The organism is Neobacillus kokaensis (assembly GCF_014656545.1).
Taxonomy (GTDB): domain Bacteria; phylum Bacillota; class Bacilli; order Bacillales; family Cytobacillaceae; genus Neobacillus; species Neobacillus kokaensis.
Window position 1 is genome coordinate 22,547 of sequence record NZ_BNDS01000040.1, and the last position, 11,581, is coordinate 34,127.

Genomic DNA, 11,581 nt, shown 5'->3' on the forward strand with positions numbered 1-11,581 from the left:
AATGAAAAGTTTATTCTGCTTCGTTGGAGCCGCTTTTAAAAACGAGTTTAGTTTAATTTTCTTTCCTTGACTTGAATATAAAACTATATAAAAAAGAGGTATGGTTACAAAATAATTATTTACATTGAAAGTAATTAATAAAAACCTGCATACTTTTACCTTCATAATAATTGGAGATATTGAACAAAAGTCCCCGATCGTTTAAGTATATTTCTTCACAATCAATCTTTACTTTGTTTTCTTAGTACATTACGCCGAAATCAATTTTAGCAAACACATACTTTTGTTGTTTTAGTTAATAATATAAATGAGGTGACAATTATGGATAAAAATGAATTAAAGCTTACATCTTCCGAAATAGGAACACTTTGGGCCGAGTATGTGAATGGTACAATGACAGATGTAGTAAATAGATATATGGTTTCTATTATTGAGGATGAGGCCATTAAAGCCCTTTTTGAAGAAGCACTTAAAATGTTCGAAAAACAAAAGCAGCAAATCGTCACTTTTATAGAGAATGATGGGTTTCCCGTTCCCATTGGGTTTAATGAATCTGACCTTTTTGATGGGACCCCGAGATTGTTCACGGATATATTTTGCCTAAATTATTTGCATATCATGACCTTGCATGGTTTGCAGGGACACACCTCAGCATTAAGTGTTTCCGTTAGAAAAGATTTAAGGGATTTTTACGATTCATGCGACAACGATGCGAAAAAGATGTATCATCAGACAATTGAGTTATTACTTGAAAAGGGGAATTTTCAAAGAGACCCATTATTTTATCCATCTAAAAACCCTGAATTTGTTTCAAGCAAAGATTTCAAGGATGGAATTTGGGGAAAAAGTAGAACATTAGCAGCGACAGAAATCATTGGTATTTCTTTCAACCTTAAAAAAAGCATTATGGCTAAATGTCTTTCTATCGCATTCAGTCAAGTTACTCAATCAAAAGAAGTTAGAAAGTTTTTAACTGATTCCGAAAAAACGGCTGATGGGCAAATAAAAACATTTGCAAAAATAATGCAGGCCGATAACTTACCAGTTCCGAAATCTTGGGAAACAGAAGTGACAACTTCAAAGGAGGCCCCTTTTTCGGATAAGCTAATGTTGTATCATATGGGATTCTTGTTTCAAGCTGCCCAAAACTATAATGGGGCAGGGTTAGCAGCAGCCATGCGAACAGACCTTGTTGCTACGTATGAGAGTACAATTCTACAAAATCTTATGGTTACAAAAAATTGGTTTGATTTGATGGTACAAAATAAATGGTTGGAACAACAGCCGCTTGCTCCTAATAGAACTGAAATCGCAAAAGAAAAATAATGTTCTTCCTAGAGGAGGAACATTTTTTTATTTCAAGAAAAACCCTTGTTTTACATCCCTGCCCCATTAGTTCAACTTTAAATGCTCTCCAGGCATCTGTACAGAGAACGTTCGTAGAGGTTAGTTTTGAGCCTATAGCTTTAACTAACGTGATTTAAAGATGCGACCTTGAATATGTGGATTTTTGACGGTCTCTAGCAATAAGAACAAATACTTGCTCTTTACTATTTCCTCGATATTTCGAGGAACCACCACGCTTACGAGATTTACGACCTTCTATATTTCGTTTTCCCTTTTCTGAGTATAGTAAATAGGTCTCGTCCATTTCTACGATACCTGAAAATTGTTCAAATTACGCAGCCGAAAAAAAGTTGGAGTATTATCTTTTCAAATCCGATGGCAAAAACAGAGTAAAAAGTTATACCATATTCAAAATGTAAACAACTATCACAGCAGATTAAAGGCTGGATTGACCACTTCAAAGGTCCGGCAACTAAATACCTGGACAATTACTTGAGTTGGTTTTTATTCTTGGATATTATTAAACACCGCAATGATGATACAACAGTTAGTAAAATGATTGTGGAAAGTTGTTTATTTTCTACAAAGACAACATATGAAGGGCTAAGATAGCTATGTTTCATCAATTAAATAATGAGGAGAAATAGAATGCGGGAGAAAAAATTAGTGGGATTAAACGAAAATCTAAAAATATGATTATTCGAATTGGTTTATAGGTGAATTAAAATGAATCAAAGGGACATTGATTTTCAAGTGTCCCTTTTCTTATAAAAAATCTGCATTAACATTTAACAGAGGCTTTTATTAAAATTTCTTCAATCTTTTTTGTGTCGATTGGATGAAAAAGATGCGATGAATTGTTGAGTAATATGCACTCTGCTTTTTCTTTTTTTGAAACACTTTTTAAAAATTCTTCTAATAACTCAAAATGGACATGTAAATCTTTAATACCATGAATAAAAGTGGTTGGAACTTTTATTTCTTTAACTTCTTCCTTTACATTTATATTTGGTATATTTTTAATAAATTCATCTGAGTAGATTAATTTAAATCCTTTGTAAAAAGTATTTACTAAATCTTTAAATGTGTAATCTTTTGAAAAAAACATATCTAATGTAATTTTGAAAAGACCAGGGTGTTTAATTTTTTCATCAGAATAAATCATGGTATTATACTTCATCTGATATTTTCTAAGTACTCCCCATTGTTTATAACTATCAGTATAGGGCGGTTCTCCAACTTCTTCTAATTCCTTTAAGGCTTTTTTATCATTTCTTTTTATTGCTTCTTTCTTTATCTGTTCATAAGAAAGTTTATCATTTTCTGTCCAATTGATAATTTGAGACAAACCAGTATAGGAATAGAATTTATGTGGATGTCGATTCACTAGATATATACCAATTAAAGTTCCAAATGAATGAGCCGCTAAATGCACTTTTTCCACTTTAAATTCACTTTTTAAATAATCTACCATTTCGTTTGCGTCTTGTAAAAATTGTTCAAAACTCATCGTATTTTGAGGAATATCTTCGTGATATGATTTACCTGTACCTCTTTGGTCCCAAAAAACAACGGTATAATGTTTCACAAGTTCCTTAATATTTGAAATGATGGTGTAATCTTTCCCTCTAGAAGATACACCTGGTAAGGGCATAGAGGGACCTCCGTGAATAAATAACATAACAGGATTTGAACTATCATAAGATTGAATTAAAATAGTTTGTTTAATTTTACCAATAACAATATCTTTAACGATATCTATACCTTCTTTTGGAATTATAAAATCTCTTTTACTGAACATAGGCGGCCTCCTTTTACTTAATTATATTATTTAATTTCGCAAAAAGGAGTATATTACCTTTATATTTGCTGTGATAAAGCATGATAATGCGGAATTATCAATGATAAAAAATCACCATAGTCCTTTAACAGAGCCTAAATAAAAAAAGCACACTAAGCACTCAATCATCATCATAGAAAACACCTTGTATTAGTCCTTCCCTGTCCAATAATCGGACCTGTTCATCAATAATAAATCGTTATGAGATAAGGATTTATTACCGTTATAAATTTCTTTTAATGCCATATATCTTAATTTATTTTTTTTCAACCATTAATCCTCCTTCATATCGATTTGATTCAAATGCTTACAATTTGGACATTTACAAGATGATTTCGATTATTCAATAGGAGTCATCTTCTTTAAATTCCATTGAAATTGTTATAGTAGGCCATATAACTCCTTATTTCTCTTTTAAGTTCCTCGAAGGAATTGCATGGTTTTATATATGCTTCACCCTTATAATGGCCTAAAAAAGAGACTTGTGGAGCGTTATCCCAATAGCTTTCTTTTCTTAACTTAGATTGTCCTAGACTAGCGTTTGAAAAGTAGGACTAGTATAGTGTACTCCCTGATATGGGTGAATAAAGGATCCTACATACATATTAGAGTGAACAAGGTAAGTTAATATTCATAATTCATTCCATTTTTCCTCTTCTTTTAAATATTTCTCCTGATGACATTCCTGCAAAGACAAGAATAAGAAGAGGAACAGAACACAAACTAAGCTAAAAAGGAGAGTGTATATCATGGATGAAAAGGATTTAAAACAGAACGCTAGTAATACTTTACGCACGAATAAACAGAAAACTTCAGACATAATAGCAAGTGTCGATGAGTTGAAAAAAGAGCATGAACCAGAGTATATCTTTTTATATTGGGATGAATTGTGATAAATATCTTAAGAAGAGTAAATGAAATGGATATTGCATAGAATAAGACCAAAATAAAGCAATTCTCTATATTGAGAATTGCTTTCAATCTAGTAGGATATTCAAGTAATGCGCCTGTTCGTAATATAAGGTTAGCCAGATTTTTCTGGTTGACCGATAAGTCATCATTGGTTCGCAAGCTCACCGTGATTACATTATCTCAGTTGATTTGCTCCAGTCGCTATGGTTTTAAACAGGCGCTCTGCGCTTTTCTTACTATTTTGGTCTAGTTATGTCCCAGCTGCTGATTTTTTTTGGTTAACAATTATGCGAGAAAGTCGAGAACCCGCTTCATCACAAGTTTCGTCGCGTCAGCATCGTAAGACGGTAAACTGCTGTCGGTGAAGAGATGTTCCTTGCCTTCGTACAGAAAAAGTTCAGCGTGATTGGCCGACGCCACAAGCTCACGGGCCGCGTTGATGTCACCGTCTTCAACGAAAAAAGGATCTTCACTCATGGCGTGAATTTGCACAGGCAAGTCGGCCGGCCACTGAGATTCGAACGCCGAGGTCGGGAGGCAGGCATGAAAAAACAGTGCGCCTCTGGCACCTTCACGAGTTTGAGCGAGCTGCTGTGCTGCCGGGACACCGAGTGAAAAACCAGCATAAACGACATCGCGTGAAAGCTCGCTGGCTGCCCGAACGCCGCGCGCCGTCACTTCTTCAAATCCGATTTCCTTCACAAAAACCAAGCCTTCCTCCAGCGTGGAAAATAAGCGGCCTTCAAATAAATCTGGGACGTGCACAGTATGACCCGCATCTCTCAGTTGATCGGCGATTGCGTCAATCCCCTTCGTTCGGCCTAAAACATGGTGTAACAACAAAACTTCTGCCATTGGTTTTTCCTCCAATTTGATGAATTTCCTATTTCTAAGTTTCGACAAGAAAGCCTGTTTGACCTTCCAGAACTTTACGATTTAGAAATATCTACCTTTATAAGACCCACTCCTTACTTATTCAATGATCCTGCACCTATAGTTGATAAACCTTACCGTATCTTGCTTTAAGCGGAAGCCTTAGACAAGAATTTTATTTTTAATGTAACAAAGCAACGCCTCTAAGTGTTACTTGTTAAATTTTCCCTCGCTAGTTCAATAAATACATTCCATATACAGAAATGACAATAATACAATTAATGAGGTGTATTAATAGGAATGAAAAAGACGCTAACCGCTTTTATACTATCGATTGTTCTTATTGTTTCCTTTCAAACAACAACTGTATTATCAACTAAACCAACTCAAGACTGTGAAGAACTTAGATTACAGGACATGCTTATAAACATGCTTGCTCCATATATTAGCGAAGATTTGCATAACTATTATTATCCGAAGATTTTAAAGGACTTTTCACCTTCAGTAGATCCATGGAAAATTGAAGTGATAGAAACACTTTCGTGGCTTTATATTGGAAATAACATTTGATATTGAGCCTACCGATGGTGGACACCACGTTCCAGTAGGGAAGGACCGAATGACTTATAGAATTTCTTATGGACCTGAGGTGAAAATGATAAATCATACCCACTTAACCACATATAAATATCCTCAAGAATAATTACATATTTATAACTGGCTTATTGAACTATCCTGCAACGATTAGCACAATAAGAATATGATATCGCCACAGTTAGCAAGCGCCCTGGGTTTCCCCCCAATGGGGCGTTTTTTTGTAATATATATATATATATATATATAATTGAAGAAACTCGTCTGATTTAAAGGTATAAACGATAGGAGTAGCGAATACAAAAGTATGAGTAGAAATTAGAACTCAAATTGGAGTTTAAGGTTGGGATTTTTATGGAAGTACCAAGATTTATTTCACGGGAAGAAGAAGCCAAACTACCATCTTTCCAAAGTCATGAGGAAGCCTATCAATGGTTTGAAGCAAAATATGGAATTGACTTTGTATTAACGACGGTTGAGCCGGTGGAAGAACAAAATTGTTATTTCTATATCTTGATAGTAGATCGTTATATTTATGAGTTCGGTCAAAAGGAACTAGAAGAAAAAGGTGTCTTGACCAATGCATTTAAATTTATGAGAAGTCACCAAGACATTCAGATACTTGAAGATGGCAGTGTCCTTATCGTATATTAAACCATTGTGTTGCTGGAACGCTCTCAGAACAAATTAGAAATCATTTCATGGATAAATAAATATTTCATAATTGAGCTAATCTACGGATGAGCTTTTTTATTTTAAGGAGGAATTTTGATGACACTTGAAGAATTTAAAAAGGACTTACATAAATCAATTGGCGAGTTTTCTGTATTTACGTTTTAATGGCCATGTTAAACTAAAGCACCCGATCATGAAAGAAGAACATTTTAACATCGTCTCAGGGTTTAAGATACAAATTTGTCATTTCCGATATGCTTTTTTAGTGGATAAGCACATTTTCCCAAATTAATACCTATACTATCTTCGACGATGCAAAATTTAGAAATTTCCTTCTTAAACTAACCTGCAACATTAGCACAACAAGAAAAATGCTGCCGTGACGACAGCCCTGTTCTTTAACTCTTGTCCCCGTAAGTGTAAGTACATTCCTTCACAATCTCTATAAATACAAACATCATGTCCATTATTTTAGGCTTGAATTAGTCTAAAAATTGGAAGAGGTTGGTATTTATTACAATGGTGTTAGCTTCAGCTATAGGGCTAAAACTTGTTTCATAATAAAGAAGTTGAAGGATAATATTAAGCTAATTTTCATTTGGAATTAGGTTTATTTTATTTCACTTACCTGACCCATTAGTTCAACAAGAAAAAAGACTGCCGCAGCAATCAACTTTGAAATCAAGCTACCCATTAGTGCAACAAGGAATTTCCTTTTTAATCTACAAATCTTGAGATAATCGCACCATATCCCTACACTGTATATCATTTTCAAAAATTGCTTCTGAATAGTGCCTAATGAAGAAATCTATATCAACACCAGTAATTCTAAAACCACATTTTTGGTAAAGGGCTATTTGCCCTATACTTGAATTTCCAGTACCGACTTCAATCGTTCTGTATCCTTTTGACTTAGCTACTTCAATTGCATTCAATACTAGTTGTTTCCCCAAGCCTTTGCCGTGGTGGGTTTCTATTACCGCAATATTTACCAACTCCACCGTTTCAGGCCTTGTCGGAAGTAGCACATACACCCCAATGATTTGACCATCACTCTCAGCTACATAGCACTCTCCCCTTTGCATATATTCCTCAACGAGCTGTCTAGAAGGGTCAGCTAATAACAACAAATCCATTGGAGGCTCTTCATTAATATTTAGTTTACGAATAACCATATTACTTTCCCCTACATAACTGTATTTTCTTTCATTTTATCATTTCCTTGTTGAACAAACCTTGCCCTTTCAATAAGAAAAGCTGCCACAGTTACCTTCCCGTTCTTGGTTAGGTCAAGCTTGGCAGCCTTTGCTCTTCAGTTTATCTTCTTATTGTCTTTACTATTTACTGTAATTTCATAAGGCTCGTTATCTACTATTGGCGATATTTCCTCGGATTGTAGAAATTCAACAATCAGAGATTCGAGTTTAGTTCCATGTGCTTTAGCTGTTGGATCAGAACTTAAGACAGAGGTAGTTATAATAAAGCTCAACGGTTTATCCTTATAGCCTACCCCTGTAACTTTAAACTCTTTTTTTGCCATAAGCCCATCAGCAATCGTGTATCCGTGCAGAGCTAACATTCGCATGAATCACGGTGGCATGGTGTTTATGAAGATTAAGTGATTTAAATACCACTATTCATCTTCATTAAAACGATTAGATTCGTTTAGATTAAATCAAAACCATGATCCAATAATAGGATATCGAAAAGGACGCTCATTAAATGCTCTAACAATTCCAACAATCGGAGCTATTATAGCAATAAGTCCAAAAATAATGAGGAATGGAATCCCGATTAATATCCAAGAAAAAAAAGCAGACACTGAGATTAAAATACCAATCACAATATGAAATACCAAAGCCTGTAGGGATAAGCTTTTAATTTCTCGATCTGAAATAATAAAATATGTGATAATGGGAACCAGTATAGGTGCAAACCAAGTACTAGCATGAATCAATATTTTGAATCCCTTATTTTCCATTTAAAATTTACTCCTCTTTGTATCGTAATATTTAATTAAACCTTTATTCATTAATAATTATAAAGTTTTGGTTAGAATATTACATCAGGCTTTGAACTAAATCGTTATACGACTTTGGTCGTAGTTCAAATCAAAATTCCAGTATGCGAACTATTTTTTTACATTTTCCAGCTACTGAGATTACTCCACTATATGGCCCGATTGTGGAACAAGTTAAGAATTTCTTCTTCAACTAAACTGTTCCGTTAGTGGAACAAGAAAAAGAGCCGCCGCCGCAGCCCCTTGTTGAACTCTTGCACCCTTTAGTTTAAGTGCGTTTATTCACAAACTTATCCTTTTTACAGTTCATTTATTACAGGAATGCTGTCTTGTTTGTAAAAAAACGACAGCTCTTATTTGCAATCGCCCTCGTTAGCTCTATTTTGACTAACTACTTCACCAAATGTTCCCTATTAAGCGAATTTTCATTCTTGGTATAAACATTGAGATGTTCCAAACCACTTCAAATATAAACTCAATTAAGGTATCTTTAAAAAAGCCGTCTCTATTTTTTTTTATTTTTCATCTTCTAACTCCCAATTAATCAATCGTTGTTTAACTATTCTGGCTCGGAATAACAAATTCAATCCTTTAAATAAATTCTACTTTTATTTTCTTTTTCCTTCTTCAGCTAATCTGGCCTTTAGTTCAACAACAATGGATATGTTCAATCAAAATTTATGTCACCTTGTTGTTTCGCTTTTTTCTTTATAATTTGAGCTATTTTATCTGAATTCCACCATTCTTCAGCTTTAGGTAAAAGAGATACAACCTCATAGGCTAATTTTGTAAAAATGTCAGGTGGAACGGGTTCTTCGTCATATCTAAAAGAGTCTTGGTCTTCCGTTGGTTCAAGTCGTATACAAGGAACGTGGTGAGTTGTGTTTACTTTATTTGGTGGAAAATAAGGTCCACCCTTAATTGTAAAACCATTGGCTGGTGACGCACCTATTTCAACAATGAACCCACCACCATACTTGTCAAAGAAGAAGGAAATAAGGTCAATTCGGGTTTCTAAAATCCTTCGAAAATGAGGAAAAGAACCTTTAAATCCCTTCTCTCTTAATAATGGAATAAGAATTGATTTCAGTGCTTTAATCATTTCATCACGCCCAGAAGCCATACAAAAACCCCTTTTTATGATTACTTACATTTATCAAATCCTATTATATCCCAATATACCTTCTTCAACTAAACTGCCCAGTTACTTCAATAAGAAAAGCCGCCTATTCATTGGCATCATTAATCTTCAACATAAGCACCGTTGGCCGAATAACTCATAGACATAGTTCAGCCTTCCAACTACTTGACTTTGATTTTACTAGGATTAGGTTTTCTTTTTCCCATTTGAGCGTGCCTAAAAACCTTGCATACACAATTTCGTTTCCAACCTCTTCTACCAATAATTCGTCAATAATCCTTAGACCTTTTTCATTATAAACCTCGCACCTTAAATGAAAGCCTTCTGAACGATGAATTCCCTTTAAGATAGCCATTTTTTTACGACTTGGACTTTTTCTAGGTGTTTTATCAACAATAAAAACTGCTTCAAAGTTTTGTTTCACAATTTGATTAAGGGCTTCTTCAACATAAGACTCAATAATCGAAGTTGGTAATTTTGAATATTTCTTAATTGCAGGTACAATGTAACGTCTAACTAACTCAGAAAACTCTTGAAATTTATCTTCTGTTGAACCTAATTTCAAAAAAGACATATAGTCATAGGGAACTAATATTTTAATATCCCCAATTGCAATATCCTCGTCAAAGGAAACTGTCTTAATGGAATTTGCCAAACAGAATACACTAATACTTTTAAAATCAGATAACCCCACACCTAATTCAGTAATTTTAGATGAAAATATCAACTCAAAAATTCTCATTTCGTGTAATCGTTTATAGTGTTTTTTGGGACGGTTTTTTCCCCAATCCATAAAATGAATATTTAGCATAAAAGAATCCTTTCTCCTGTTTCCCTTATGATCTTTTAACCTAAATTTAACACGTTTCCTTCTTAAACTAAACTGACCGTTCGTTCAATAAGAAATTCAACAAAAAAGCAGGTTAATCCTTCCTGGATTAACTTACTCTTTAACTTCATAAGGCTTTATAAGAAAAATGCTAACAATATAGAAATTATCAACGATTGAGCAAATGTAATGATTAAGTCATTTTTCCAGTATGCTTTAGAATGGTGCACGATTGCTATTGCTGAACAACAAAAAACCCTGCATGAGCAAGGTTTTCATATTCCCTTTTTTGTTCTGTCAAAGTATTAGTCTTCTTGCATTATTTCATCAAAAGCTGAAGAAACTCTGTCGAATTCCTCGTCGTTTTCAATGGCTGTGAAGTCTCCATCTTGGTTGACCTTTAAAAAGAAAATATCAATGTCTTCCTCGATTTCTTCTTGAAGATCCTCTACAAAGCCGACTGCAACGTATTCTGTCCCTTCCATATGTACCACTGCCAGCACTTCAATTTCCTCACCCTGGTCATTTGTAAAGATTTCGCCTACTTCAATGTTTTTCATGAGATAGCCCCTCTCCTTTTTGAAAAATTGTCTTGCACTAATGATCGTTTAGAAGGATTCATAATCATTTTATTTCCAAAGAAGACTAGATTCATGCAGGAAATCCAGATTTAAACATTAAACATACTATTATTAATATATAACCAAATTATCTGAGGTTTCAAACTACCACTAACCTGCCTCTTAGTTCAATAAAAAAGAGCTATTCTCCTTCTTGAAGAATAGCACCCGTTAGTTTAAGTACGATATTTCACAATCTTGCTTTCTTGGATAAAAACTATTACTAAAAGTTTTATTTTGTGTAAATATTCTAATTATGTAATAAAGCTTACTCAAAGAGTAAGCTTAACCTCTATAAACACTATCACATGTTCCAGGTTTTGGTTCATAAAAACAATGTTCTTTAAATTGACCAGTATGAGGTTGACCATACCATGTTGGTGGGCATGGAGCATGTGGATTAAAATACCAAAGAGCATATCTCGCAGGATGAACTCTCCAACCATTTATATTTTGTTGTGCTAATCTTCTTTCAGAAGTTCTTGATCTTTGATAAAAAACATTCCCTTTTTGCACTGCTTCAAAAGAATAATTTCCTCCTTGTATTTGAAATATTACATCATGAATATTGTTTACATCTTTGAAATCTAAGCATTCTGCAACAACACGATTTATTATTACATTTCCAACATATAACATTCCTTGCTTTCCTTCGCCTTCTGCTTCTGCTCTCATCATTCTTGCCATTTCATCTACTTCATGACTTCTAGCCCTTACTCTTGCCATTTCA

At 34.1% G+C, this 11,581-nt stretch carries 12 protein-coding genes and 4 pseudogenes; 5 read left to right on the forward strand and 11 right to left on the reverse strand.

Translation table 11 applies throughout. The features are described from left to right. Positions 1-321: 321 nt before the first annotated feature. Positions 322-1,326 (forward strand): DUF3231 family protein, encoded by a 1,005-nt coding sequence (locus IE222_RS24565; RefSeq protein WP_191277023.1) that lies wholly within the window; start codon positions 322-324, stop codon positions 1,324-1,326. A gap of 73 nt (positions 1,327-1,399) precedes the next feature. Here the strand turns inward: IE222_RS24565 and IE222_RS24570 are convergent. Continuing rightward, a pseudogene (locus IE222_RS24570) lies at positions 1,400-1,672 on the reverse strand (IS1595 family transposase); the annotation flags it as partial. Between the two features lie 7 nt (positions 1,673-1,679). On the opposite strand from IE222_RS24570, the pseudogene IE222_RS24575 reads away from it, so the two are divergent. Next, a pseudogene (locus tag IE222_RS24575) lies at positions 1,680-1,959 on the forward strand (IS1595 family transposase); the annotation flags it as partial. Positions 1,960-2,128: 169 nt separating this feature from the next. Here IE222_RS24575 and IE222_RS24580 read toward each other — a convergent pair. Then, entirely contained in the window at positions 2,129-3,148 is a 1,020-nt protein-coding gene (locus tag IE222_RS24580) for an alpha/beta hydrolase (RefSeq protein ID WP_191277024.1), read from the reverse strand. A 401-nt stretch (positions 3,149-3,549) separates the two neighbouring features. After that, positions 3,550-3,654, reverse strand: a pseudogene (locus IE222_RS26995) (hypothetical protein); the annotation flags it as partial. A gap of 282 nt (positions 3,655-3,936) precedes the next feature. Here IE222_RS26995 and IE222_RS24590 point away from each other — a divergent pair. Beyond that, positions 3,937-4,080 (forward strand): hypothetical protein, encoded by a 144-nt coding sequence (locus IE222_RS24590; RefSeq protein WP_191277025.1) that lies wholly within the window; start codon positions 3,937-3,939, stop codon positions 4,078-4,080. Between the two features lie 304 nt (positions 4,081-4,384). Here IE222_RS24590 and IE222_RS24595 read toward each other — a convergent pair whose 3' ends face one another. After that, entirely contained in the window at positions 4,385-4,954 is a 570-nt protein-coding gene (locus IE222_RS24595; protein WP_191277026.1) for a dienelactone hydrolase family protein, read from the reverse strand. Positions 4,955-5,272: 318 nt separating this feature from the next. Here IE222_RS24595 and IE222_RS26780 point away from each other — a divergent pair. Both IE222_RS26780 and IE222_RS24605 read left to right on the forward strand, forming a co-directional pair. Then, a pseudogene (locus tag IE222_RS26780) lies at positions 5,273-5,675 on the forward strand (DUF3888 domain-containing protein). Positions 5,676-5,920: 245 nt separating this feature from the next. Next, positions 5,921-6,220 (forward strand): hypothetical protein, encoded by a 300-nt coding sequence (locus IE222_RS24605; protein ID WP_191277027.1) that lies wholly within the window; start codon positions 5,921-5,923, stop codon positions 6,218-6,220. 743 nt (positions 6,221-6,963) lie between these two features. On the opposite strand, the gene IE222_RS24610 is transcribed toward IE222_RS24605, so the two are convergent. The 7 genes from IE222_RS24610 to IE222_RS24640 all read right to left on the reverse strand — a co-directional run bounded on the left by IE222_RS24610 (position 6,964) and on the right by IE222_RS24640 (position 11,577). Further along, positions 6,964-7,416, reverse strand: a complete 453-nt coding sequence (locus tag IE222_RS24610; protein WP_191277028.1) for a GNAT family N-acetyltransferase — start codon at positions 7,414-7,416, stop codon at positions 6,964-6,966. A 137-nt stretch (positions 7,417-7,553) separates the two neighbouring features. Next, complete coding sequence (locus IE222_RS24615) at positions 7,554-7,820, reverse strand: DUF4030 domain-containing protein (RefSeq protein ID WP_191277029.1); 267 nt, start codon at positions 7,818-7,820, stop codon at positions 7,554-7,556. Between the two features lie 96 nt (positions 7,821-7,916). Further along, positions 7,917-8,222, reverse strand: coding sequence for a DUF4870 domain-containing protein (locus IE222_RS24620; RefSeq protein ID WP_191277030.1), 306 nt, complete (start codon positions 8,220-8,222; stop codon positions 7,917-7,919). 706 nt (positions 8,223-8,928) lie between these two features. Further along, positions 8,929-9,384, reverse strand: a complete 456-nt coding sequence (locus tag IE222_RS24625) for a DUF4304 domain-containing protein (protein ID WP_191277031.1) — start codon at positions 9,382-9,384, stop codon at positions 8,929-8,931. A 154-nt stretch (positions 9,385-9,538) separates the two neighbouring features. Continuing rightward, on the reverse strand, positions 9,539-10,213 hold the full coding sequence (locus tag IE222_RS24630) for a hypothetical protein (RefSeq protein ID WP_191277032.1): 675 nt from the start codon (positions 10,211-10,213) through the stop codon (positions 9,539-9,541). A 323-nt stretch (positions 10,214-10,536) separates the two neighbouring features. Continuing rightward, positions 10,537-10,791: a DUF1292 domain-containing protein gene (locus IE222_RS24635; protein WP_191277033.1), complete on the reverse strand. Its 255-nt coding sequence runs from the start codon at positions 10,789-10,791 to the stop codon at positions 10,537-10,539. Positions 10,792-11,136: 345 nt separating this feature from the next. Further along, the gene (locus IE222_RS24640; protein ID WP_191277038.1) at positions 11,137-11,577 is read right to left on the reverse strand and encodes a cell wall hydrolase; all 441 of its coding nucleotides are present in this window, start codon (positions 11,575-11,577) and stop codon (positions 11,137-11,139) included. Positions 11,578-11,581 lie beyond the last annotated feature (4 nt).

Bases quoted from the DNA above. Each gene is read 5' to 3' on its own strand.
- IE222_RS24565 (WP_191277023.1), top strand. From the start codon at position 322: ATGGATAAAAATGAATTAAAGCTTACATCTTCCGAAATAGGAACACTT.
- IE222_RS24580 (WP_191277024.1), bottom strand. From the start codon at position 3,148: ATGTTCAGTAAAAGAGATTTTATAATTCCAAAAGAAGGTATAGATATC.
- IE222_RS24590 (WP_191277025.1), top strand. From the start codon at position 3,937: ATGGATGAAAAGGATTTAAAACAGAACGCTAGTAATACTTTACGCACG.
- IE222_RS24595 (WP_191277026.1), bottom strand. From the start codon at position 4,954: ATGGCAGAAGTTTTGTTGTTACACCATGTTTTAGGCCGAACGAAGGGG.
- IE222_RS24605 (WP_191277027.1), top strand. From the start codon at position 5,921: ATGGAAGTACCAAGATTTATTTCACGGGAAGAAGAAGCCAAACTACCA.
- IE222_RS24610 (WP_191277028.1), bottom strand. From the start codon at position 7,416: ATGGTTATTCGTAAACTAAATATTAATGAAGAGCCTCCAATGGATTTG.
- IE222_RS24615 (WP_191277029.1), bottom strand. From the start codon at position 7,820: ATGTTAGCTCTGCACGGATACACGATTGCTGATGGGCTTATGGCAAAA.
- IE222_RS24620 (WP_191277030.1), bottom strand. From the start codon at position 8,222: ATGGAAAATAAGGGATTCAAAATATTGATTCATGCTAGTACTTGGTTT.
- IE222_RS24625 (WP_191277031.1), bottom strand. From the start codon at position 9,384: ATGGCTTCTGGGCGTGATGAAATGATTAAAGCACTGAAATCAATTCTT.
- IE222_RS24630 (WP_191277032.1), bottom strand. From the start codon at position 10,213: ATGCTAAATATTCATTTTATGGATTGGGGAAAAAACCGTCCCAAAAAA.
- IE222_RS24635 (WP_191277033.1), bottom strand. From the start codon at position 10,791: ATGAAAAACATTGAAGTAGGCGAAATCTTTACAAATGACCAGGGTGAG.
- IE222_RS24640 (WP_191277038.1), bottom strand. From the start codon at position 11,577: ATGGCAAGAGTAAGGGCTAGAAGTCATGAAGTAGATGAAATGGCAAGA.